The organism is Streptomyces sp. AK02-01A (assembly GCF_033795305.1).
Lineage (GTDB): Bacteria > Actinomycetota > Actinomycetes > Streptomycetales > Streptomycetaceae > Streptomyces.
Genome location: NZ_JARBAE010000047.1, coordinates 14,383 through 35,765 on the forward strand (window position 1 = coordinate 14,383; position 21,383 = coordinate 35,765).

25 protein-coding genes and 3 pseudogenes are annotated in these 21,383 nt (G+C 66.5%); 15 read left to right on the forward strand and 13 right to left on the reverse strand.

Features of this window, described 5'->3' with window-relative positions; translation table 11 throughout:
• Window positions 1-69 precede the first annotated feature (69 nt).
• The 3 genes from PV679_RS30310 to PV679_RS30320 all read left to right on the forward strand — a co-directional run bounded on the left by PV679_RS30310 (window position 70) and on the right by PV679_RS30320 (window position 2,647).
• A complete protein-coding gene (locus PV679_RS30310; RefSeq protein ID WP_319683800.1) occupies window positions 70-504 on the forward strand; it encodes a hypothetical protein in 435 nt (144 codons plus the stop codon).
• Window positions 505-560: 56 nt separating this feature from the next.
• Window positions 561-1,265, forward strand: coding sequence for a hypothetical protein (locus PV679_RS30315; protein WP_319683801.1), 705 nt, complete (start codon window positions 561-563; stop codon window positions 1,263-1,265).
• A 158-nt stretch (window positions 1,266-1,423) separates the two neighbouring features.
• The gene (locus PV679_RS30320; RefSeq protein WP_416069835.1) at window positions 1,424-2,647 is read left to right on the forward strand and encodes an IS30 family transposase; all 1,224 of its coding nucleotides are present in this window, start codon (window positions 1,424-1,426) and stop codon (window positions 2,645-2,647) included.
• Window positions 2,648-2,822: 175 nt separating this feature from the next.
• On the opposite strand, the gene PV679_RS30325 is transcribed toward PV679_RS30320, so the two are convergent.
• The 4 genes from PV679_RS30325 to PV679_RS30340 form a co-directional block, all read right to left on the reverse strand.
• Window positions 2,823-4,070: an IS110 family transposase gene (locus PV679_RS30325; RefSeq protein WP_319683802.1), complete on the reverse strand. Its 1,248-nt coding sequence runs from the start codon at window positions 4,068-4,070 to the stop codon at window positions 2,823-2,825.
• A 169-nt stretch (window positions 4,071-4,239) separates the two neighbouring features.
• Window positions 4,240-5,049, reverse strand: coding sequence for a DUF317 domain-containing protein (locus PV679_RS30330; RefSeq protein ID WP_416069838.1), 810 nt, complete (start codon window positions 5,047-5,049; stop codon window positions 4,240-4,242).
• A gap of 5 nt (window positions 5,050-5,054) precedes the next feature.
• Window positions 5,055-5,354, reverse strand: coding sequence for a hypothetical protein (locus tag PV679_RS30335; protein WP_319683803.1), 300 nt, complete (start codon window positions 5,352-5,354; stop codon window positions 5,055-5,057).
• A 363-nt stretch (window positions 5,355-5,717) separates the two neighbouring features.
• Window positions 5,718-6,071: a DUF317 domain-containing protein gene (locus PV679_RS30340; RefSeq protein WP_319683804.1), complete on the reverse strand. Its 354-nt coding sequence runs from the start codon at window positions 6,069-6,071 to the stop codon at window positions 5,718-5,720.
• Between the two features lie 664 nt (window positions 6,072-6,735).
• Here PV679_RS30340 and PV679_RS30345 point away from each other — a divergent pair.
• Window positions 6,736-7,074, forward strand: coding sequence for a hypothetical protein (locus PV679_RS30345; protein ID WP_319683805.1), 339 nt, complete (start codon window positions 6,736-6,738; stop codon window positions 7,072-7,074).
• A pseudogene (locus PV679_RS30350) lies at window positions 7,014-7,214 on the forward strand (transposase); the annotation flags it as partial. The gene PV679_RS30345 and the pseudogene PV679_RS30350, both read left to right, overlap by 61 nt.
• 167 nt (window positions 7,215-7,381) lie before the next feature.
• Here the strand turns inward: PV679_RS30350 and PV679_RS30355 are convergent.
• Both PV679_RS30355 and PV679_RS30360 read right to left on the reverse strand, forming a co-directional pair.
• Window positions 7,382-7,729: a protein NO VEIN domain-containing protein gene (locus PV679_RS30355; RefSeq protein ID WP_319683861.1), complete on the reverse strand. Its 348-nt coding sequence runs from the start codon at window positions 7,727-7,729 to the stop codon at window positions 7,382-7,384.
• Window positions 7,710-7,928, reverse strand: a complete 219-nt coding sequence (locus PV679_RS30360; protein WP_319683864.1) for a hypothetical protein — start codon at window positions 7,926-7,928, stop codon at window positions 7,710-7,712. The genes PV679_RS30355 and PV679_RS30360 overlap by 20 nt, the downstream gene beginning before the upstream one ends.
• A gap of 120 nt (window positions 7,929-8,048) precedes the next feature.
• Between PV679_RS30360 and PV679_RS30365 the strand changes: the two genes are divergently transcribed.
• The 4 genes from PV679_RS30365 to PV679_RS30380 all read left to right on the forward strand — a co-directional run bounded on the left by PV679_RS30365 (window position 8,049) and on the right by PV679_RS30380 (window position 10,839).
• Complete coding sequence (locus tag PV679_RS30365; protein ID WP_319683807.1) at window positions 8,049-8,597, forward strand: DUF4437 domain-containing protein; 549 nt, start codon at window positions 8,049-8,051, stop codon at window positions 8,595-8,597.
• 152 nt (window positions 8,598-8,749) lie between these two features.
• Window positions 8,750-9,757: a saccharopine dehydrogenase family protein gene (locus tag PV679_RS30370; protein WP_319683809.1), complete on the forward strand. Its 1,008-nt coding sequence runs from the start codon at window positions 8,750-8,752 to the stop codon at window positions 9,755-9,757.
• A 189-nt stretch (window positions 9,758-9,946) separates the two neighbouring features.
• Window positions 9,947-10,573 (forward strand): FMN-dependent NADH-azoreductase, encoded by a 627-nt coding sequence (locus tag PV679_RS30375; protein ID WP_319683811.1) that lies wholly within the window; start codon window positions 9,947-9,949, stop codon window positions 10,571-10,573.
• Window positions 10,574-10,641: 68 nt separating this feature from the next.
• A complete protein-coding gene (locus PV679_RS30380) occupies window positions 10,642-10,839 on the forward strand; it encodes a hypothetical protein (protein ID WP_319683812.1) in 198 nt (65 codons plus the stop codon).
• 246 nt (window positions 10,840-11,085) lie between these two features.
• On the opposite strand, the gene PV679_RS30385 is transcribed toward PV679_RS30380, so the two are convergent.
• Window positions 11,086-11,727 carry a TetR/AcrR family transcriptional regulator gene (locus PV679_RS30385; protein ID WP_319683814.1) on the reverse strand — a complete coding sequence of 214 codons (642 nt, stop codon included), beginning with the start codon at window positions 11,725-11,727 and terminating at the stop codon, window positions 11,086-11,088.
• Window positions 11,728-12,277: 550 nt separating this feature from the next.
• Between PV679_RS30385 and PV679_RS30390 the strand changes: the two genes are divergently transcribed.
• On the forward strand, window positions 12,278-13,411 hold the full coding sequence (locus PV679_RS30390; protein ID WP_319683815.1) for an alkene reductase: 1,134 nt from the start codon (window positions 12,278-12,280) through the stop codon (window positions 13,409-13,411).
• Between the two features lie 36 nt (window positions 13,412-13,447).
• On the forward strand, window positions 13,448-14,284 hold the full coding sequence (locus PV679_RS30395) for an SDR family NAD(P)-dependent oxidoreductase (protein WP_319683817.1): 837 nt from the start codon (window positions 13,448-13,450) through the stop codon (window positions 14,282-14,284).
• A gap of 158 nt (window positions 14,285-14,442) precedes the next feature.
• Here the strand turns inward: PV679_RS30395 and PV679_RS30400 are convergent, their stop codons facing one another.
• On the reverse strand, window positions 14,443-14,610 hold the full coding sequence (locus PV679_RS30400) for a CGNR zinc finger domain-containing protein (protein ID WP_319683819.1): 168 nt from the start codon (window positions 14,608-14,610) through the stop codon (window positions 14,443-14,445).
• 20 nt (window positions 14,611-14,630) lie between these two features.
• On the opposite strand from PV679_RS30400, the gene PV679_RS30405 reads away from it, so the two are divergent.
• The 3 genes from PV679_RS30405 to PV679_RS30415 all read left to right on the forward strand — a co-directional run bounded on the left by PV679_RS30405 (window position 14,631) and on the right by PV679_RS30415 (window position 16,998).
• Window positions 14,631-15,467 carry an isocitrate lyase/phosphoenolpyruvate mutase family protein gene (locus PV679_RS30405; RefSeq protein WP_319683820.1) on the forward strand — a complete coding sequence of 279 codons (837 nt, stop codon included), beginning with the start codon at window positions 14,631-14,633 and terminating at the stop codon, window positions 15,465-15,467.
• A gap of 263 nt (window positions 15,468-15,730) precedes the next feature.
• Window positions 15,731-16,348, forward strand: a complete 618-nt coding sequence (locus PV679_RS30410) for an alpha-ketoglutarate-dependent dioxygenase AlkB (protein ID WP_319683822.1) — start codon at window positions 15,731-15,733, stop codon at window positions 16,346-16,348.
• A gap of 116 nt (window positions 16,349-16,464) precedes the next feature.
• Window positions 16,465-16,998 carry a mismatch-specific DNA-glycosylase gene (locus PV679_RS30415; RefSeq protein WP_319683823.1) on the forward strand — a complete coding sequence of 178 codons (534 nt, stop codon included), beginning with the start codon at window positions 16,465-16,467 and terminating at the stop codon, window positions 16,996-16,998.
• An 11-nt stretch (window positions 16,999-17,009) separates the two neighbouring features.
• Here the strand turns inward: PV679_RS30415 and PV679_RS30420 are convergent.
• Window positions 17,010-17,180 (reverse strand): annotated as a pseudogene (locus PV679_RS30420) (transposase); the annotation flags it as partial.
• Between the two features lie 158 nt (window positions 17,181-17,338).
• Between PV679_RS30420 and PV679_RS30425 the strand changes: the two are divergent.
• A pseudogene (locus PV679_RS30425) lies at window positions 17,339-17,437 on the forward strand (transposase); the annotation flags it as partial.
• A 612-nt stretch (window positions 17,438-18,049) separates the two neighbouring features.
• Here the strand turns inward: PV679_RS30425 and PV679_RS30430 are convergent.
• From PV679_RS30430 to PV679_RS30445, 4 genes are all read right to left on the reverse strand, one after another.
• Entirely contained in the window at window positions 18,050-19,069 is a 1,020-nt protein-coding gene (locus tag PV679_RS30430; protein ID WP_319683825.1) for a SpaA isopeptide-forming pilin-related protein, read from the reverse strand.
• A gap of 33 nt (window positions 19,070-19,102) precedes the next feature.
• Window positions 19,103-19,888, reverse strand: coding sequence for a DUF317 domain-containing protein (locus PV679_RS30435; protein ID WP_319683826.1), 786 nt, complete (start codon window positions 19,886-19,888; stop codon window positions 19,103-19,105).
• A 58-nt stretch (window positions 19,889-19,946) separates the two neighbouring features.
• The gene (locus PV679_RS30440) at window positions 19,947-20,366 is read right to left on the reverse strand and encodes a hypothetical protein (protein WP_319683828.1); all 420 of its coding nucleotides are present in this window, start codon (window positions 20,364-20,366) and stop codon (window positions 19,947-19,949) included.
• A 93-nt stretch (window positions 20,367-20,459) separates the two neighbouring features.
• Complete coding sequence (locus PV679_RS30445; RefSeq protein WP_319683829.1) at window positions 20,460-21,320, reverse strand: DUF317 domain-containing protein; 861 nt, start codon at window positions 21,318-21,320, stop codon at window positions 20,460-20,462.
• Between the last annotated feature and the right edge of the window lie 63 nt (window positions 21,321-21,383).

Here is a 21,383-nt window from a genome sequence, read left to right on the forward strand (position 1 = left end):
CGAGTTGAAAGTGGTCACCGCGATCCGGCAATGTCGTGATGGCCTGCACGACGACGGAGGGGACAGGGCATGTTCATCAGCCGAAAGCGCCGAGAGGCCCGGGAATTCCAAGAGAGGGAGCGGGCCTGGGACGAACAATTGAGAGCGCTCCCCGCTTGGCCATTGCCGGATTGCCCGCCCACCCTGGCACCGCCCGGCGAGCCGGTGGTGGACGACTTCCTGCCGCCAGACCTGCGGACGCCGCGCCGTGAGGAGCTGACCGGAATGCTGATGCCCTGGGACAAGCCACTGATCATCGACGGGGAGGTCACGGCCTGCCCCCAGTGCGGCACGTACCGGGACTGGATCATCATCAGCATCCGGGAGGAGGTATGGCTTCGCTGCCGCGCCGGCCATGAGACGCTCGAACACCGCCTGGACACAGCCTGGTTCAACCGCAATTCGGGCCCGATGACCCACTGGCACGCCACCCTCGAAGACGGCCTCGACTCCTTCGGCCACTGACCCCAAACAACCGCCCCGCAGACACATCACGGCCCGTCTCACCCCCAGGGGTTCGTATGTTCCTTCGCACCACTTCCGCCGCCGTCCTCGGCCTGACCGCCCTCACCCTCCTGACCCTGCCTGGCTGCTCGAACAGCCCCTCGGCCACGCCCGGATCCTCCTCCCCGGCCGCCACCCGGCAGAAGAACACGACGAGCCACGCGACGCCCAGCGAACCCTTGTCCTCGGCCGCGCTGCAGAAACGTCTGCTGATCGAGAGAGACCTGGGTGAGGGCTACACCCTCAAGCCGCAGACCCCGTCGCTCCACGACGACGTGACGGTCACCGGCTGCCCCGCGCTGGAACAGCTCGGCGGCGACGCCGCGGCCGGCGGATCCCTCAACTTCCCGCGCCGCGCGAAGGCCGCCTTCCTCTACGCGGGCACCAGCGAATCCGAGGTCTCCGAGGAGCTCTACAGCGACACCGAGTCGAAGCTGTCCCAGGGCACCGACCGGATCTTCGACGCCCTGACGTCGTGCCCCTCCTATCAGGTCGTGGCCGGCAGCACGCCGGTCGACATAGCCACCCAGCGGGCGGCTGCACCCCAGCTCGGTGACGAGCAATGGAGTCTGCAGATGACCTACACCGTCGGCGGACGCACCACCATCGTCAAGCAGACAGCCATCCGTACCGGCACCACCGTTGTCCTGGTCGCCGGATCCCCCGGCCTGGTGGACACCCATATCGACAAGGCGCTGGCCAAGGCCCGGTCCGCGAACTGACATGGTGCCGTCCACCCTCGCCATGCCTCACGAAACGGCGGGGCAGACACCTGCCCGGGCCGAGGACAGCACGACGCAGGCACCGGCATGACGCAAGGCCCGTCCCCTCAAATCTTCCGTTCTAGTGGTCGTCGCAACACCCCAACTCAGGGGATGCGATGGACTTCGAGATCCGTGGGGACCGTACGCCGCGAGGACCCGTGAAGCTTGCTGCGGAGCGAGCGGCATACTTCCAGCTCATGCAGCAGGGGATGACCAACGGGGAAGCCTGCCGGATCGTCGGGATCAACCCGAAGACCGGCAGGCGGTGGCGGAACGGACGCAATGCGTCCGGCAGGGACACGGCGGCATCACCGGTTCGACCGGTGATGCCGTCTTCCGGTCCGTCCCGGTACCTGGATGAGGACGACCGGATCTACATCGCTGACCGGCTGCGGGAGAAGGCCACAGTCCGGGCGATAGCCGCCGAGCTGGGCCGCAGTCCATCGACGGTCAGCCGGGAGATCCGCCGCAACTGCACCGTCGATCCCCGCGGCGCCCGGCATTACCGCCCACACGCCGCCCAGACCCGCGCGGATGCTCGTCGGCCCCGTCCGAAGCCGAGGAGAATCGGCCAGAACCCCGAGCTACGGGACTTCATCCAAGAACATCTGGACCTGCGTTGGAGCCCGGAGCAGATCTGCCAGGCCCTGCGGGCCCGCTTCCCCGACCGGCCGGAGATGCACGTGGTCCACGAGACGATCTACCAAGCCCTCTACGTCCAGGGCCGCGGCGAACTCCGCCGTGAGCCGGCCCGCGCCCTGCGCACCGGCCGCACCCGGCGCAAGCCTCGCCGACAGGCCCAGCAGCGTCAGCCCCGCTACCGCGACCCGATGGTGATGATCAGCGAGCGCCCGGCGGAGGCTTCCGACAGGGCGGTGCCCGGCCACTGGGAGGGTGACCTGATCATCGGCAAGGACAGTGGTTCCGCCATCGGCACCCTGGTCGAACGTTCCACCCGCTATGTGATGCTCCTGCACCTGCCCGACGGCCGGGGCCCCGAGCTGGTCCGCGATGCTCTGGTGGAGACCGCGCAGACCTTGCCGACCCACCTGAAGCGGTCGTTGACCTGGGACCAGGGCAGCGAGATGGGGCTGCACCGGGAGTTCACCCTCGCCACCGACATCCCGGTCTACTTCTGTGACCCGGCCAGTCCCTGGCAGCGCGGCTCGAACGAGAACACCAACGGGCTGCTGCGGCGGTACTTCCCCAAGGGCACCGACCTGTCCGTCCACACCCGCGAGAACCTGGACGCGGTAGCTGCCGAACTCAACAGCCGCCCACGCAAAACGCTCGGCCGGGAAACCCCAGCCGAGCGTCTGCTTAAACTGCTCGCGGCCTGAACAACCGACCACGTGTTGCAACGACCACTGGAAGGCGCCAATGAAAGGGCGGGCCTTGCGCGGTTCACGGCGCGGGGCGGGCGGAGAGCGGCCGGGCACCGTTCCCGCGTAAGGGCTCGAAGGCCCGGGTTGTTCCTGGGTGTGTTCCCGGCCGCCATCATGCCCGCCCCGTGCACTACCTCTGCGGGAACGCGGCCTCTTCCCGGTACCGAGTGGCGTTCTTGAGGCAGAAGTGCAGGCTGGACAGCAGTCGCCCATACAGGTTCCGCAACGCCGCGGCGTAGCGGTCGCCCTGCTCGCGGCGGCGGTCGTAGTGGGCGCGGCAGCCTGGTGACCGGGTCAGACTCGTGAATGCCCAGATGTGGCCGACTGCTTTGAGATTCGAGTTGGCGATGCGCCGGTGGGTTACCACGCGGCTGCTGCTGCTCTCCCAGGTCAAGGGTGCGGCTCCGGCGTAGGCGCGTAGTCCGCGGACGGTGAAACGGTCGGGGTCATCGCCGATTTCCGCGAGCAGCCGGGCGCCGATGAGCGGGCCGCAGCCGGGGAAGGAGGCGTAGACGCGCGCCTGCGGGTGGGCCTGGAAGGCGTCCGTGGTGGCCTCGGTGAGCTGTTCGACAGCGGTGCACGCCTGGTCGAGGAGGCCCACGGCCGTCCGGATCTGCTCTCCCATGGCCGCCTCAATGAGTGGCGGCCGACGCAGGTGATGCTGATGGAAAGCCGACCGGAGCCGTTCGGCGTGGTCGTCGACCAGACGAGAGCGTCCCACGCCGGAGATCGTGTCCGCGATCTTCCGCTTACTCAGTGCGGCAGCCTGCCCGGGGGTGGGAGCGAGGGCCAGCAGAGCGCGTGCCTCGGCGCGGACGATGCCATCGGGAAGATCCTTCCACGCGAGCAGCGCCGCCGGGTAGTACTCGCGCAGCAGGCTCCGCACCTGGTTGGCTTGATATCGGCGGGTGCGTACGGCCCGGCGCTGGGCCCGCGCCAGGACCGCAATCGCGGCGGCCTGTTCCGACGTGCGCGGCATCGCCCGGTGGAGACCGCCGTCGGTGCGGAGGATGTTGGCGAGGAGCACGGCGTCCGTCCGGTCGGACTTCTTACGGGCCGGACTGATCCGGCCCCGGTAGCGTGCGACCGCGCTGGGGTTGATGACGACGATGGGCTGTCCCTTGGCGCGCAGGGCGGCTACCAGCAGGCCGTGCGGCGTCTCGATCGCCACCGGCACCTGCATGCGACTGTGCCGGTGACTGGAGCGAAGGCCCCGCAGCAGTGCGAGGATCTCCCTCACCCCCTCGTCCGTCGCTTCCACACGGGTGTGCGCGACCATCTGGTCGTGCTCGTCGACCACGGCCACATCGTTCAAAGCCTCCGACCAGTCGATCCCGCACCAAAATCGCGGCAAGCGTCTCCCTTCCTCGGTGGTCAAATCTGATCGTCGGTCTAGCGAGAGGCCAAAGTCGCCACCGCGCGCGGCCAGACGTCTGCGTCGTCGTGATCCGGAGGAGGGCATATGGAGGCCAGGGATTGGCTGCTGTCCCTCGGGGAGATGAGCCCACCCGGTGCCGTCGCACCGGGTAGATTCTGGCCGGTGACCTTCAGCTCGGCGGGGTGAGGATGAGCCTGCCTTCGGTGCCCTCGGGCAGCGCCCGGCGCGGGACCGGTACCGGTGAGGCGAGTGACGATGCGAAGGCCGCGACCAGGTCATGCGGGACGCTGGCGCTGAACGCGGCGGACCACAGGTACGGGGCTCCGAGGACCGGTTCCGCCCAAGCCTGCCAGCCCATCCGGTCGGGACGCGGGTCGAAGTCCTGGATGAGCGGCGGCAGCAGACACAGCGTGAAGCTGGAGGCAAAACCCGGATCGGTGGCGGTGGTGTCCGGATGGTCGATATCACGGCCCCAGCCCTGTCCGGTCAGCGCAGCCAAGACCGCTTCGGGTCCGTCGTAACCGGATGCGGGATCGGGGCGTGCGTCGAGGGCGAAGAGGAAGTCTCCGAGGACCTCGTAGGGGACGCCGGTGCTGAAGTACGCGTTCCACTCCGCCACCGGGCCGTCCGTGTCACCGCGGGCGGAGACCTGCCATGCCACCGGCAGCTCACCGAGGAGGAACGGTTCGTCGGCCAGGGTCCACTGGGCCCACGCCAGCAGGTCGGGGCTGAGGTGGAGGACTGTGCTACGCAGGACCTGCCGCTCTTCTTCCGCCTGGTCTGGTTCCTGACGCCCGCGGATGATGGTCAGGCGGGTCCAGCCCAGGCTGGCCAGGGTGGCGCTGACCTGGTCGGCCAATATGCCGTCATCACCGGCAAGGTGACGGGGGGTGACCCAGTACACCGGGTCAGGGGATCGAGCGGCGGACGGATCGAGGGGGTGGTGCGGATACAGGAGCGCCTCCTGAAGGGCAGGGATGCGGGTTATTCGCTGTCGCGGCGACGGGCTGAGCGGCGCCTGTGCGGGGGCGCAACGTCCGGCTCCTGCCAGGTGAGTGCGACGGCGATGTCGGGCGGGAGATACCCGAGCTGCGTGTCCTCCTCCTGGCCCTCGGCGAGGAAGACCACCGGACGCCCGTCCTCGTCAGTGGCCGCGACCACGTGGGCAAGGCGGTGGGCCATGGGAAAGAACGGATTGATGGCCAGCCGGACCGGCGCATCGCGGTCACAGCCCGACAGTCGGTCGATCAACTCACCAGCGGTGATTTCCGATTGTGGTTCCAAGATGGCTCTCCTTGGGGTGAGCGCAGGGGGACCTAGCCGGATACGGCCGGCAGGCGAACGGTCCATGGTCACGGCGTCACGGGGACACTGGTGCCGCCCGGCATATACGAGGGCGAAATTGGCCTTGGGCCCGCAGCAGGGGTGGCGGTACGGTACTCGCCGCCACCAGGCAGACGTCAGAAGTTCGATGCGCTGCCGGTGGTCCCGCCCGGACATGCGTCGAAGATGTGGAAAAAACAGCCATGCACGCGGTGGCGTCGAAGCGCGACTATCACGTCGTCCAGGCCACATGGCCCCTGGAGGCCAGCGACGGCAGCTCACCGGAGACAGTCGAGTCCGTGTGAGGACAGGGCAGATAGACCGTCACAGGGGGCGCGAACCTGCCAGGACATGATGTACGGCGATCGCGACAATCTCAGCGGGGGTCTCCGTGTCGAAGCTGATGCTGTATCCGGGGGCCGAAGCTGTACCAGTCACCGAGAGCTTCCATCCCTCGCCGTCCGTCCCGGGCCGGCCCGAGGGAAACCATCCGAGATAAAACCGGCCATCCCTGCTATTGATGTGAACATCCGCGCGATCGTCCACCACGAGGTGGAACAACTCGGGCGAGAACAGGTCCGTTACCAGTGAGGGCTGGCCAGGGCCGAGCTGCCAGACGTGCAGTCGCAGGGCCTCGGCGGTTGTAGAGAATCCAGGATCGGTGGGGACCACCGACATAGGCAATCACCTCTCTGACCAGGTGTTTTCGGGGAGATCTCTACGTTGACATGCCTCTGCAACCGTTGGCCAGTCCTTTCGCGATCTTTCATGTCTGCCCCCGGCGAACTGTCCGTTGACAGCGGAGTTAGTCCGCTGTCGGTCTGTGACCTGGGCGGACTAGCTTGGCTGGCAGGAAGCTCCCTTGGTTGACCTAGCCTCGTGCTCCAACCGCAGATCGTGATCTTCATGTCCGGCCTGTGACTTGTCGGCGATAATGGCTGGCCTGCACTCGGGCCAAATGACGGCGTCGCCAAGCCAACAGTCGAGCCGAGGGGCCGCATCACGCATGGGTCGGACTACGGGTGTCGTGAACAGCGCTGGATCTCGTTGCAGGTGGGTGGGATCAACCCGGTGTCGTGGGCAGGACGGCAGGTGTGCGCGTCGGCATCAACGACTGCGAGGAAGGGGTGGGCGAGGCGACCCAGCGCAACCACGAGGTGAAGCGGCAGACCTGGTGCTCGTCGGGAAGATCCTCAGATTCCGCTACCGCGGATTGCTGACGGTCTCCCCCGAGTGCTTGGAGAATGTCACCTGGTTCGAGCTCTACTTGACCTGGAGCCCGGCATGATCAACATCAGTCTGGATGCCTTCCGGGCCACCGGACGAGAACAGGGATGGACACGTGGATCGACACGAGAAGAAGCAGCTCCGCGACTACATCGGCGAGCATCTGGACGTCTCCAGCACGCGCCTGACAAACGACGAGGCGACGTTCCTGAGTGACTTCCTCAACGAGTACGACGAGACCTACAAGGGTCGCACGGAGACCCGCATCACGAGCCATGACGGCTGGAGCTCCGACGGGAAATACACACGTCGCGAGACGTTCACCGACACGTTCACCGACGAAGTCGGCATCCGCCAAGACTACGAGTACCAGGACGATGACGGGCAGAGCCGGCCACCCTGGTGCGCACCGCGAAGCTGCGCTGGCGCATCGAGCACGACTACAGCAAGATGAAACAGGCCCTGGGCCTGGCCCACTTCGAGGGCCGCACCTGGCGGGGTTGGCACCACCACGTCACCCTCGTCTCCGTCGCCTACGCCTTCTGTGCCCTCCAGCGCATCACCCGCTCCCCAAAAGAGACGGCGTCGGCCTGAGCCTCTACCAGGTCGCCCGCGACATGCAGTTATTCCTCGCGGTCTGGACTGGCGCCTGCCCCACCTGCCACCGCAACACACCAGAACCGATACACACCTGGCCAAGCCCTACTAGCACTGGTGCCACCACGGGTACGTCGGGTGGAGGGGCTGGCAGAGTTCTTGGCTCACAGGCGATACGAGAGGCGCAGCGCGCCGCCCTCCTCTTGGTAGAGGTCGCGGCCTCGTGGGCTGAAGGGATTGGGGAGCATCGCCACTCGGAGCCGAGAGGGTTCCGGCACCGAGGTGACCATGAGGATCCGCCAGCGGTCGCTGCCGGTGTGCCGCTGAGCCGTGGGGACTTCGCTCTCGCCGAGCTCAATCTGGCCTACCTCGCCCTGACTGGCTTTGACTTCGAACAGCAAGGGCTGACGGCTGCTACCGATACGGAAGTCATACCCGAGCTCGTCGCCCCCCAGGGAGTCCGGGGAAGAACTTCCTGCGGTTCGTCGAGACTCAGCTGGTTTCGTTCGCAGCCGGGTAGTAGCGGCGAAGCCACTGGTAGGCGAACCACTCCCTGGTGTAGCCGATCGCCTCCCGTTGCGCGGCCGACAACCTTCGGGTCTCTCCTCTGCCGGCGCCACCACGGCCGACGGGCGACTCTCCCCCTCTCCCCGGGGCCATGGGAGTCAGCGAGGCGAAGACGTTGCGGCTGCCGTGGAGCTGCAGATTCATGATTGGGCTTGACAGCCCAATATCTATGATGTTAAGTGGATCACAAATGGGTCATATAGCCCAATTACTTAAAGGTGCCACTCTTGAACCGTGAGTCACAAACGTCCACGAACGCTAGCTGTGATCGACGAGCAGGGCGGAACCCGGCTGCCGAAGCGGGCCCTCAAGTCACGCATCCCGTCCGTTCATCAATTGGACGTAAACATAAATTCGACCGTGGAGGTTGATATGACCACAGAATGCGGCGTGATCGTTACCTGTCCGGAGGACCTAACGTGGGAAGCTGTCGGCCCTCTCGATGGAAGCGGCAGAGGAATCTTCATTTCTCGACTTTTCGGCAACCCTGGAGAGGCGGAGCCCACCAGCTTTCTCATGAAGTATTCGGGCGGCATTGAAGCGCCACCACATATCCATTCGAGTGATTACTATGCCGTCGTGGTATCCGGAAAGTTCCGGCATTTCCTTGAGCGTGAAAGCGAGTGCAAAGCACTCACCGCCGGGGCGACTTGGTTCCAGAAAGGCAGAGTCAGACATCAGGACGTGTGTATCGGACCTGAAGATGGAATTCTCAGTATCTTCTGGCCGCAAGGATTCGACGTGGAAGTCTCCGGAGCAATCACGTTATCAGCAAGCTGCTCGATATTACGTGCGTCAGTAACGCATCCATAGCGGCCGGATCCTTCTTTCCGCTGACGATAACAAACGGCTGACGGGTCGGTGAACACGTGCGCTATATCCCTTCATCGGCGTGAGCTTCGAAGGTAAACAAGAAATCACCCGCCTGAGACGCAGGCGGGCGGATCCAAAGGAAGTGCAAGAGCATGAATCAGATAAGCGAACCGGTCATCGCAGTATTCGGGGCCACCGGACACACTGGCAAATTCGTCGTTGCGGAGCTGTTGAACCGCGGTCTGACGCCCATTCCGGTTGCCCGTAACTCGCAGGCGCTTGCGGCAGCGGATTTCGGATCCCCGAATATCATTTCCCGCCAGGCAATTGTCGATGATCCGGCAGCACTCGACAGGGCCGTTCGGGGCGCTCAGCTGGTCATCAACTGTGCTGGACCTTTCGCGAACACAGCGCACGCGGTTGCGACGGCGGCCATACGAGCTGGAGCCCATTACATGGATATTTGCGCCGAGCAGAAGGCAGCGCAAGAGATCCTGGAATTCTTCGACAAGCCCGCTCGCCGAGAAAATGTCGCCGTCGTCCCGGCCATGGCGTTCTACGGCGGGTTCGCGGACCTGCTGACGGTGGCCGCTCTCGGAGAATGGGATAGTGCGGATGCCGTCGACATCTTGATCGGCCTCGACAGCTGGCATCCGACCATCGGCTCCCGGAACACCATGAACACCGTCGGGAGGCAGGTCATCGCTGGTGGGCAGCTGGTGCCCGCGTCGAGTTCCGTGCGGAAGCGATGGAGCTTCGAAGAGCCGTTCGGCGAGCAGATTCTGGAAGAGATGCCGTTCAGTGAAATCATTCTCATCTCGCGGCACCTCAAGGCTTCCGAAATCCACAACTATCTCAGCCAGGTCGCCTTGGACGATGCCCGCGACCCGTCGACTCCTCCTCCGGAGGGAATCGATGCCAGGGGACGTTCAGCCCAGCGCTTCATCGTCGAAGCGGTCGTCACCCGGGACGGCGAGCAGCGAAGGGCCAGTGCGCGCGGACAGGACAGCTACTCCGCTACCGCGTCGATGATCGGCGAGGCAGCCGAGCGTCTTCTGCGGGCCCGGGATGTCCCCGCTGGTACACATACACCGGGCGAACTCTTCAAGGCTGCAGATTTCCTTGCTGCACTCGACCTGGAGTCCTTCGTGCGCGGTTAGGCATGACCGTCGAAAGGTTGTCGGGCCTGGACGGCAAGTCAGATGGGCCAGCATGGCGCACGAGGATCTGACTCTCGGATCGGTGTCGATCAGTCGGGAGACGGTTTCCGTCCGAGTTCTGCCCCCTTCGCGCGAAGGTGAGTTTCTACCTAGATTCGATGGATTTTCCATTCAGACGGGAGTGTTGGCATGTCGACGTTGTTGTACGTAGCATCCAGTCCGCGAGGCGCGGCCTCGGATTCACGCGCCCTGGCGTCGGTGTTCCTGGATGCCTACCAGGAGGCGCATCGCGAGGACCGGATCGTGACGCTGGATCTTTGGGAAGAGCCTCTGCCGAGGTTCGGGCCGGAAGGCGCGAGCGCAAAGATGAGCGTCTTCGGCGGCGAGGAGCTCACGGTCGAACAGAAGCAGGCGTGGGAGCAGGCACGGCGGTACGCCGATCAATTCGCATCCGCGGACAAGTATCTCTTCAGTGTCCCCATGTGGAACCTGAGCATTCCCTACGTGCTCAAGCAGTGGATCGACATCGTGACCCAGCCGGGCATCACGTTCGCCTTCGAGGAAGCCCGCGGATATGTGCCCGTGCTGCACGGAAAAAAGGCGACCGCGGTCTACACAAGCTCGGTCTATTACCCCGGCGCTCCGGCCTCCTACAGCCGGGATTTCCAGTCGGAGTACTTGAAGGAATGGCTGCACGTCACCGGTGTCGATGATATGACCGAGATCCGCTTCCAGCCGATCTACCTGTCACCGAACCGGGATGAGGACCGGGCTGCCGCTCTCGATACGGCTCGGGATGCCGGCAAGTCGTTCTGATCCGAGCACACGGGGATACCGTGCGAAGACTACGGGGCCGGTCGGTCTGTGATCGGCAGGTGTGGGACGTGAGCAACGCATCCGCGCCCCGCCGCGCGTTCCCCGTGCCCGACGGATGTGAGGCCAAGAACTTCCTCTCCGGCAGGCGGCAGGCCACGCTGGTGACGCACGCGTGGACGGAGGGCACCAAGGGCCACGCCTTCCGCCTGTGGGAGTTCGACGACTTGGGCGGCAGATCGAGCCGCAGAGCTCGTGTTCCGCATTGAGGGCAGTTCCCTGCCCGAATCACCGCTCCAGGAGGACGAGACCGCAGGCCCCTCCTCGCTGCGCCGGCTGATCCGCTCGGCCACGCTCGGCTCTCGTCGGCAACTACTGGCGAGGCTGGCGATTTATGGTCGCGGTCCGCCTCGGCGGCCGGTCGGCACTCACCGTCCTCTTCGGCGGCTGGCGTTCCGCGAAGACCACTGACCGAAGCGCAGTATCAGCCGGCCGCACCGCTGCACGCTTCCGAGTCACGGATGGACCGAATCCTGTGTCGTTTCGAAGGTCTGCACGTAGTCGATCGCGGCCGTCAGCGCATCGCGCAGCGGTGCGGCATCCTGCGCCACTTGAGCGAGCAGCAGACCCCCCTGAAGAGCGGCCAGCAGGAGATGGGCCAGCTGAGCGGGATCGGCATCAGCGCGGAGCCGTCCGCGCGAGCGCATGCGCTCAAGGCCTGCCCGGAAGACGTCCTTCCAGCGCTCGAACTCGGAGAAGAGATGCTCACGCACATCAAGATCGGCCTTCATGACCTCACTGGCGAGCGACCCCAGCGTGCAGCCCTCCCGGCAGGCGAGCTCGTAGGAGATGTAGTACGCAGCCCAGTCGCGCAGTGCGTCGATCGTGTCGAAATGGGCGAAGGCTTCGCTGGTGTGCAGGGTCAGAATCCGTCTCGCCTGCCACTCGATCACGGCGAGTACGAGGCTTTCCTTGTCCGGGAAGTAGTGATTGAGCTGCGAACCGCTGACGCCTGCCGCCTCCCGCAGCATCTCGTTGGTCGTGCCGCGGACGCCGTGGGCGTAGATGAGCTCTGCCGCTCGCTCGACGATGCGCGCCCTGGTCGCCAGCCCCTTGGCGGTCAGTTTGGGGCCTGCGGCCTCCCGCTCGGTTGTCATAACGCGAGCATATTCCCCAAGATTGGGCTTGACAGCCCAATCCATATGCTGTTAGGTGGGTCACAAATGGGCTGAACGGCCCAGTCGCTTACCGGCATCGCTTCCGAGCCGTGGATTGGCACACCGCCGAACGCCGGACGCGATCGACAAGCAGGCTGTGGACGCGGATCGGTCAACACGCCGTCACTCATCCAAGAGGACAGAGTTATGTCTGACCCCATCGCAGGCGCTACCAGGCGTTCACGTCCTTCCTCCATGACCGAGATGACGGCCTGGCGGACGGACGCGTCGTCCAGGCTGGCTTCGCCGCCTCTCCTGAAGGCTTTGTTGCCAGTCCCGGCCGTCACACGGCCGGCAGTCCGGGGGGCGGGCTGCTTTTTCCCGGCGCCCCTCGCAAGACGCCGATACGCATCGGCCTCGCGGCGGTCGCGTTCTGCCGTCCCGCACGCTTCTGCGGGTGGCATCGTGCCTGCGAAACACCCCTCCTGATCGGCTGTATGACGGCATGCCGATCGCCATTCCCCGAACGGACGGTCCCCAGGAGACAACCATGACCATGAACACAGCCGAACTGTTCACACCGGTGCGGATCGGATCTGTCGCACTCAAGCACCGCATCGTGCTTCCGCCGATGAGCCGCCTGCGAGCGCAGTGGCCGAGCGGCGCCCCCAGCGACCTGATGCTGGAGTTCTACACTCAGCGGACGTCCGAGGGCGGGCTGCTGCTCACCGAGGCGACAGCGGTCTCTCCCCGCGCCCGCGGATACTTTGGAGCACCAGGAATCTACAACGGCGGCCAGGTGGCGGGCTGGAAGCGGATCACCGACGCGGTGCACGCCAAGGGCGGCCGGATGTTCATGCAGCTCTGGCACGCCGGCCGCACCACCCATGTCGACGTGACCGGCGAAGAACCCGTCACGGCTTCCGTCGACCCGACCTACTGGAACAGTCCGGAGTACTTCGTCGTCACGCCGAGCGGATTCGTCCAGCCCTCACCACACCGAGAACTCCACACCCATGAGATCACCGGTCTCATCGGTGAGTACCGCACCGCGGCTGCCAACGCGAAGAGCGCCGGTTTCGACGGAGTCGAGATCATGGCCGCGAACGGCCATCTCATCGACCAGTTCCTCCAGGACAACAGCAATAAGCGCGCCGACCGTTACGGCGGATCCTTCGAAAACCGGACGCGGCTTCTCACCGAGATTGCCGAAGCGGTGATCTCAGTCTGGGGGGCAGACCGCGTCGGGGCGCGCCTCTCACCCAGCAGTACCTTCAACGGCATGGCAGACAGCGAGCCGCGTCTGCTGTTCCAGTACGCCGCAAAGCGACTCGACGAGCTCGAACTCGCCTACCTGCACATCATCGAACCTCGGGTAAAAGGCGGCGAAACCATCGCCGCAGACCAGGCCCCGGTCGCCGCGCAGGAACTGGGGCAGTTCTTCCACCAGCCCATCATCGCCGCCGGCGGCTTCCAGCCGGACACCGCCGAGGACAGCGTCGCCAACGGCACCGCCAGCCTGGTCGCGTTCGGACGCCACTTCATCGCCAACCCGGATCTGCCCAAGCGAATCAAGTTCGGTCTTCCGCTGAACCCTTACGACCGCAGCACCTTCTACGCCTTCGACGCACACGGATACACCGACTACCCGTTCTATGACGGCCCCGAGCCGCAACAGCCGTAGCTGCTGCGTTGCGAGCTATCTACCTAAGGGCATCTCATGACAGAGATTGTGAACACTCCACGTATCTGGTTCATCACCGGCGCCTCCTCCGGTATCGGTCTCGAACTCACCCGCAAGGCCCTGGCAGCCGGAGAGTCGGTGGCGGCTGTGTCTCGCGCCGGCGCCGCCCCCGCTGACCTGGGGCCGGCCGAGCGTCTGCTCCCCATCGCGGCGGACGTCCGAGACGAGGCGTCCGTCCACGGCGCGGTCGAGCAGGCCGTCGACCGGTTCGGCCGTATCGATGTCGTGGCCAACAACGCCGGCTACGGCCTTTTCGGCGCGGTCGAGGAAGCCACGGACACCCAGGCGCGGGCCGTCTTCGACACCAACGTGTTCGGCGTGCTCAACGTGCTGCGCGCGGTACTGCCCGTACTGCGTCGGCAGCGCTCGGGCCATATCCTGCAGGGCTCGTCGTTCTACGGGCAGACCGCCGACCCCGGCGTGGGGCTGCTCGCCGCCACGAAGTATGCCGTGGAGGGTCTGTCCGACGCGCTCGCCCTTGAGGTCGCCCCCCTCAACATCAAGGTCACGCTGATCCAGCCCGCCCTGACCGCTACGCCCTTCCTCGGCAATCTCGACGCGGCCACCCGTACCCATGAGGACTACGACCAGACCGTCCGTGCCACCCAGAAGGCCATCGGCGAGTTGCCCCCGTCAGCCTTCGCCAGTGTGGAAGGAGTCGCCGCCGGCATCCGCTCCATCGTCGGCCGCGACAATCCGCCAAGGCGTCTGGCGCTGGGCGGCTCCGGTGCCGAGGCAATGCTGAGCGCACTGCAGGCGCGCATGACCGACCTGGAGAAGTGGGCCGAAATCACCAGAAGCACCGACGGCTGAGCTCGCACAATCCCCGCGCGCTCCTGCGACCGCCAGCCGCGACGAAAGCCGGAGTGACCGCCGGGCGCCTGCCCGTCACACGGGTAGCCCCGGATGCCTTGTCGCGACAGCAACCCCACCGCGCAGAGTTCGTCCGGCGCACCGGGTGATGGCCGATCTCAAGAGGCAGCCGAGGATCGAGAAGCGGCGCGGGAGCGGCGCGCGCGGACCTTGGTGCGATTGCCGCACGTTTCCATCGAGCACCACCACCACCGCCGCCGGTGGGACTTGGTGCGGTCATAGAACCACAGCAGCCAGTCCGTCTGCGAGCCGAACCTCGCAGACACACCAACGAAGGAGCAGCACCATGAGTACGGATCAGCAGCGCGCCAAAGCCGCCACCCTGCGGGCCCTCTACGAGGACGATGTCCTCGTGCTGCCCAATGCCTGGGATGCCGGCAGCGCCGCGGTGATCGCCGCCGCAGGCGTCCGGGCCATCGCCACCACCAGTGCGGGCGTCTCGTGGGCGCTGGGATATCCCGACGGACAGAACCTGTCCCGGGCGCAAGCCGTGACCGCGATCGGGCGAATCGTGCGCAGTGTCGAGATTCCGGTGACCGCCGACATCGAAGGCGGGTACGGCCCGGCACCCGAGGACGTCGCCGCGACGGTGCGCGCGGTAATCGAGGCCGGCGCCGTCGGAATCAACCTGGAGGATTCCCTCGCACCGGGAGGACCTCTGCACGACGCCGACGCTCAGTCCGCCCGGATCCGTGCCGCCCGTCAGGCAGCGCAGGAGGCCGGAGTGCCGGACCTGGTGATCAACGCCCGTACCGATGTGTTCCTGTTCGGCATCGGAGAAGAAGCCGGACGCCTGGACGATGTCGCCAGCCGCGCCGCCGCCTACGCCGAAGCCGGAGCCGACGGCCTGTTCGTCCCCGGCCTGCTCGACCTGAACATCCTGGCCGAACTCGCCAACCGCACTCCGCTCCCGCTCAACGTCATGGCCGGCCCCGGCGCCCCCGACGTCGAGGAACTGCGAAAGGCCGGAGTCCGCCGGGTCAGCGTCGGCTCGGCCATCTCCCAGGCCGCCTACGGCCTGGCGAAGAAGGCCGCCACGGAAATCCTCGCCTCCGGCACCTACACCACCCTCAACGACGCCGAAGACTTCGGCGCCCTCAACAGCGCCTTCCCCGTCCACTGAATCCGGCATCCCGGCCGCCCGGCGGGCACCGGTAAACAGAAACACAACGACAAGGGCCCGGGCGTCAGCGCACGCACGGGCCCCTGCCCATTCCGTACAGCGGCTGATGCAGCCCGAAGCGCCAGCAGAGGGCGAGACCTCAGCCAGGGAGATCAGAGCGACGATCACGACCCAGGAGAACACTCATGCCGCAATCCCGCCCCTCACCGGTCCCCGATGACGCCCGAAAGCAGCCCGGCCGGCACACAGACCAGGGAATCCAGATGTCCCTCGCCGACCTGGCCGCGCCCGCCGCAGACCAACCGCTCGAATTCGACAACGACTTCACCGAAATCGAACGCCACGACCTCGACGACAACAGCTGGATCGAGGTGATACCACGCCTCATCCGCTCGCCCCAGACCCTCTTCGGGCAACTCAGGCATGACCTCGACTGGTCACAGCGACAGCGGTGGATCTACAACCAGAAGATCGACGAGCCACGCCTGACCGCCGACTACCCGCAGATCGACGACGCACCCGTCACCGCGCTGCGGACTCTGGCCGGCCGGCTCTCCGAGATCTACGACATCCCCTACGACGGAGTCTGGGTCAACCTCTACCGTGACCAGCGCGACAGTACCGGCTGGCACGGGGACTACATCAGCTGCAAACGCGAGATCTGCACCGTCCCCGTTCTCACTCTCGGCCACCCCCGCCGCTTCCTCATCAAGCCCCGCAGCGGCGGCAAAAGCACCCGCTTCGTCCCGGACAACGGCGACCTGATCGTCATGCGCGGCCGCTGCCAGACCGACTGGCTCCATGCCGTTCCCAAGCAGACCACACCCGCCTCCGCCCGCATCAGCGTCAACTTCCAAAGCACCGCACAAATGACCCCCTAACCCCAGGAGAGCCACGACAGCACATGGAACAACCGAAGAAGACAACCGCCACCACCCGGACAAGCCGCAATCACCTCGCGCGCGGACAACACCCATCACCACGGAAGACAGGCACAGTGCGCAGCGAAGGGCTCACAGACGTACTCGCCCACGGACTGACCGTGGTGTTCATCGGTATCAATCCCGCACCCGCCTCCGCCGCGATCGGACACAGCTTCGCGACACCGGGAAACCGATTCTGGCCTGCACTGCACGCATCCGGATTCACCCCGGCAGTAATGCGCCCGGAGCAAGAACAAGATCTGCTGGCACTCGGCCTCGGCATCACCAGCATCGTACGCCGGCCGACCTCCCGGGCCGATCAGCTCACGCGGCAAGAACTCGCCGACGGCGCACGAGACCTGACGCAGCGACTCGCGCGCACCCGCTCCTCCTGGGCGGCATTTCTCGGCGTCAGCGGATATCGGACAGCATTCGACGCGCCCCAGGCCCGCACCGGCCTGCAGCCCGGCACCATCGGCGGAGCCCAGGTATGGATCCTGCCCAACCCCAGCGGACGCAACGCTCACTACCCGCCTCTCGCCCTCGCTGCCGAGTTCGCTCTGCTCCGTCAACACGCCGGACTGCCCGACCGGTCCCAGCGCGGGTGACAACGCCGGCCCTTCCCGGAAAGCGAGGCCATCGGCTCCACCGACTTGCGCCGCCCCTCCAGCAGCAGACCCCGCAGATAGACCCCGCCCCACCGGCGCTGATCCGCCCTCCCGAACGACTCGAACACCTCCGCAGCAAAGTCCTCCAGATCACACCGGACCGCAGCCAACTCCTCAGCCATCACACCCACTCAACAGCACAGGCAATCAAGGGGACACGCCTTCAGCGAGTGAACCTGACCAGGCACTACTAGGAGTTGTCGTCAAATGATCTTGCGTGATGGATCATGGTCGAGTGATACGTCGTCATGAACTGTCGGATGCTGAGTGATCGGAGCGGGGGCGGAAGCGGTTGGACGACCGGATGGTCCTCAACGGGATCGTGTGGAAGTTCCGGACGGGCACGGCCTGGCGGGACGTGCCGGAGCGGTACGGGTCCTGAGCCACGCTGCACACCCGCTTCCGCCGATTGGGCCCGGCCAAGCCGTAGGCCGCCAGGATCGGGACCGTCTCACGGGGCCAGCCACCACATTTGATACCGGGACGGCGTCAGTCTCATCAGCTGCCGTCGTCCCGGTTCGGGCAACCCGCGGCGCGACCACGACCGGAGGAAACCAGTAACAGCGGCTGCCGCGCTGAGGCACGGGCAGCTTCTACGCTTGGCGCGAATTACCTGTCTGTTTTCTCGTCACCCGCCAACGCGGACGGATCCCATGGCTGAAACACAGGCCGAGGCCGCAGGACATCTCGGCTGAACCCATCCGGCTGAGCGGCCTGATACGCCTGAGGCCGCAGGGTCCGGACGGATCCGGGGGCCTCGTGTCGGTAGTTGATCGGTTGTGTCAGCTCTCGTCGCGCTCTCGGCCCGGCCATTGCCCGGGAGGCGTCTCCGCTGGTGTTTCCGGATGGGCGGCGAGCGGTAACCGTTGAGCCATCTCTTGCCGGGCCGGCGGTTGATCCCGTCGATCCGGCACGCTTCTTCCTTGCGGATCTCGAAGTTCATCGCCCTCCGGGCGTCCCGGGGAGCCTGCTGGCGGTGTTGGATCTGCGGTTAGCTGTTCTTGCTGTTGTCGTCCGGCTCGGTCGGCGTACGACGGCGGGTGACGGCCAGGGTGAGGACGCCGACGGCGACGAGGAGGCCCGCGCCTCCGGCGATCCACGGGGTGGCGTCGGCGCCGGTGTGAGCGAGGGAGCCTGCCGGTGCCTTCGGTGTCGTATCACTGGCCGGGGTCGTCGCTGCGGTGGGCGAGGATTCGGTGTCCGGCGTGCTGGAGGGCTTCGCCCCGCCAGTATTACTACCGCTCGGCTTGCCCGCAGGGGTGGACGGGGTGCCGGTGGACTCGTGTGTCGGCTTGCCCGAGGGGTCGGGCTTGGGGGTGGTCGTGGTCTTGGCGTTGGTGATGGTCACGGTCACCGGGGCGCCAGGGCCCGCGGTGAACGTCTTGGACGGCTTGTAGAGGTCGTAGCCAGCGGGGGCCTTGATCTGCCAGATCCAGAACTCCGTCTTCCGGCTTGACATTGGCAGTTCTCCGAAGGCTGTGCCCTTGGCGCCGGTGGTCAGGGTGAGCAGCGTCGAGGTGCCGGTGCCGATGTTCACCGTCGCGCCGGGCAGGAGCTTGCCGGTCTTGTCGTCCTTGGCCTGCAGGAGGACCTTGGCTGCCTTGAACGGGTCGGTGATCGTCAGACGTGTGGCGGCGCCCGGGGTGACGATGACGTCCTGGTCGGCCACGACCTCGTGGAGCGGGCTGCCAGAGGCCGTCTCCTTGAGCCGGTAGACGCCCGGCGCGAGGTCGGGGAAAGTCAGCTTCCCCTGCGCGTCGGTCTTGCCGCGTCCGGCATCTTGGCCGGCGGAGTCGAGCAGCAGGAACACGGCGCCGGGGAGGACGTCCCCGGCCGTGTCCTTCGTGGTGATCTCGACGCTACCCGCGTCCGGGGCCGGTGTCTCGGCGGAGGCGGCGGACGCCGAAGGGGTCGGTTCGTGGGGCTGGGCGGTCGCGGCCGGCGCCCAGGTGAGGGTGCCAGTCACCACGGCGGCGACGGCGGCGCATCGGACGATGAAACGGGCGTGCACGAGGAAGGGGACTCCTTGTTCAAGCGGGGAAGGTCAGCGGGTTCGGCCGGAGGCCGGGGCGGGAGGCGGCGGGGCGACAGGTGTGTTGCCGTGAGGCTGCTTGGCTGTCGTGGTGGCGACGTAGAGGGCTCGGCGGGTGTGGGCGGGTACGTCTTGGACGGTGCGGTGCAGTGGCTCGGTGGAGATCAGCGAGGCGGTGAAGGCCGCGACGAGTGTGGTGGGCGTGCCGAACGAGAAGTGTGCCCTCCAGTGCGGTTCGCTGGGGTATCCGCCCCAGGCCCGCCAGGCTGGCCCGCTGGAGTCCCTGATGGCGTAGCGGTGTTGTACGCCGCCGAGTCCTTCCGGGGTGAGGAAGGTCTGTGTGCCATTGGTCTTGACGTCGTGGCTCCATCCGTGGCTGAGCAGCGGCGCGTACGCCTCGTGCGGCGCCGTCTCGTCCTGGAACAGCCGGTCCTGGTCGCTGTGCCGGTCTTCGAGGTAGAGGTCGAGCAGCTCGGCATGGACATCGTGGAGCAGCTCGACGGGGGTGGTGGCATCGAAGGTGATCTGCCAGGCATTCGGACCGAAGGGGATACGGTTCGCGCTGATGGTCCACGTCCCCTTGCCCCGCTTCTCGGGTTCGGGGTCGAAGCGGGTCCACAACCGGGCGCAGGGGCTGGTGGCGAACACCATGCCTTCGTCCGCCGGGTGAAGGTGCCAGCCGTCGTCGAAGGGGAAGGCCCACACGGTGTGAGGGTCAACCTCGCCGGGCCCGGCGAGGTGCCGGGGAAGGACCTTCAAGGTCTGGGCCGGGTCGAGGTTCTCAAAGGGGTGTGTCATCACGGACGGGCTCCTGCGGGGAGAGTGCGAACGCCGGGGCTGGCGGTGTAGGCGCGGCTCAACAAGCGCGGGTGCCACTGCGGCCGGTCGGCACAGCGGGCGCCGTGTGCGCCGTGCGGCCTGCAGCGCGGCTCGGCGCGGACGCGGTCCAGGCACCGGAGAACCAAACGGCGGTGTACCTCTCGATGGCGTCGCGCAGTCCCGCGGTGTCGGCGCCTTCCCATAGCGGCTGGCCCGGCCTGGCGAGCGTGATGTTGAAGGTGTCCGGCATGTTGCGGTGGTACAGGGCTCCTTCACGACGGAAGAAGGTGCTGTGGCCGGCGAAGCTGAGTGCCACGGCATCGATCTCGCCTCGGTCCACGTGCATGACTGTCAGACGCAGACCGCCATAGATGTTCCTGTACATCGTGTCTGTGAAGCTGATCTGCAGACGTAGCGTCCCGTCGGCGATGGGGGTGGCGTAGTAGGTGTTGCCCACGGCGGTTCCGCTGGGGAAGGGAAGGCGGAGTTCGGCAAAGAACTCGGGGGCTCGCGGGGACAAGAGGGTTCTCCGGTAGCGGGCGGGCTGGTCCTACCGGCGAGGGCCGGGCAGGCCGGGCCGGCTGGTGGTGCTCCAGCGCGGGACGCTGGCTGCGGGGAGCGCGGCCGGGCGGCGTGATTCGGCAGCCCGACGGACGTCGAGGGGGGTGGGAGCCGGTGGCTGCGGCGGCAGGATGGGGGTGAGCTGGGCCATGCCCGCGCTGTAGGTGGATGTCTGCTCGCGCCAGCGGGGCAGCGGGGCCGGGTCGGAGACGCACTGGGTGACAGCGGTGAGCAGGGCGACGGGGGTGTCGGTGCTGGCGGTGGCGTACCAGACGGGCCGGTCGATGGATTTACCGGCCCACAGGTGCCACCGGGCACTGCGGGTGGTCAGCTCGGCTTCCGGATCGAGGTCTCCGGTGGTGAACTCCATCCCGGCGAGCCCGTCCGGGGCCTGGATCGCGAAGACGCCCCGGCGGGGACGGTCGATCTCCCAGCCCTGTTTCGCGAGCGGGACGATGGCGAGGAAGGGGTCGTGCTCGTCGGTCCCGGAGACCGGCCGGGCGAGGTAGGCGTCCGGCCCCTGCTCGTACGCCGCGGCGAGGACGGTGGTGAACGCGGTCACGAACTCGGTGGGGACACCGTCGTTGAAACAGACGCCCCAGGTCGGCGGGCCGAACGAGTCCTTGTAGGCACTGATGCGCCAGAGGCCGTCGTCCTCGCCCTCGGGCAGGTAACCGAGGCGGACCCCGTGGTCGGGCGAGCTGAGATACACATTGGCGAGGTCATCGTGCCGTAGGTCCCAACCGAGGTGGAGCAGCGGGGCGAGGGCGAGATCGCCGTTGTAGGTGGAGCTTGCGAGGTAGCGCGGGGAGACATAGACGTCTCCGTCAATCGGATCGGGGTCGGGCATGTTCACATCCGGTGGAGACGGGCAGCGGATCAGCGTTGCGCGGGCGGTCGGAAGGCAGCTGCT

Excerpts from the sequence above, each read along its gene's own strand:
- PV679_RS30405 (WP_319683820.1), top strand. The coding sequence starts at position 14,631 with ATGAGTACGGATCAGCAGCGCGCCAAAGCCGCCACCCTGCGGGCCCTC.
- PV679_RS30385 (WP_319683814.1), bottom strand. The coding sequence starts at position 11,727 with ATGACAACCGAGCGGGAGGCCGCAGGCCCCAAACTGACCGCCAAGGGG.
- PV679_RS30310 (WP_319683800.1), top strand. The coding sequence starts at position 70 with ATGTTCATCAGCCGAAAGCGCCGAGAGGCCCGGGAATTCCAAGAGAGG.
- PV679_RS30340 (WP_319683804.1), bottom strand. The coding sequence starts at position 6,071 with ATGTCGGTGGTCCCCACCGATCCTGGATTCTCTACAACCGCCGAGGCC.
- PV679_RS30445 (WP_319683829.1), bottom strand. The coding sequence starts at position 21,320 with ATGCCCGACCCCGATCCGATTGACGGAGACGTCTATGTCTCCCCGCGC.
- PV679_RS30410 (WP_319683822.1), top strand. The coding sequence starts at position 15,731 with ATGTCCCTCGCCGACCTGGCCGCGCCCGCCGCAGACCAACCGCTCGAA.
- PV679_RS30370 (WP_319683809.1), top strand. The coding sequence starts at position 8,750 with ATGAATCAGATAAGCGAACCGGTCATCGCAGTATTCGGGGCCACCGGA.
- PV679_RS30435 (WP_319683826.1), bottom strand. The coding sequence starts at position 19,888 with ATGACACACCCCTTTGAGAACCTCGACCCGGCCCAGACCTTGAAGGTC.
- PV679_RS30360 (WP_319683864.1), bottom strand. The coding sequence starts at position 7,928 with ATGAATCTGCAGCTCCACGGCAGCCGCAACGTCTTCGCCTCGCTGACT.
- PV679_RS30315 (WP_319683801.1), top strand. The coding sequence starts at position 561 with ATGTTCCTTCGCACCACTTCCGCCGCCGTCCTCGGCCTGACCGCCCTC.
- PV679_RS30395 (WP_319683817.1), top strand. The coding sequence starts at position 13,448 with ATGACAGAGATTGTGAACACTCCACGTATCTGGTTCATCACCGGCGCC.
- PV679_RS30320 (WP_416069835.1), top strand. The coding sequence starts at position 1,424 with ATGGACTTCGAGATCCGTGGGGACCGTACGCCGCGAGGACCCGTGAAG.
- PV679_RS30390 (WP_319683815.1), top strand. The coding sequence starts at position 12,278 with ATGACCATGAACACAGCCGAACTGTTCACACCGGTGCGGATCGGATCT.
- PV679_RS30375 (WP_319683811.1), top strand. The coding sequence starts at position 9,947 with ATGTCGACGTTGTTGTACGTAGCATCCAGTCCGCGAGGCGCGGCCTCG.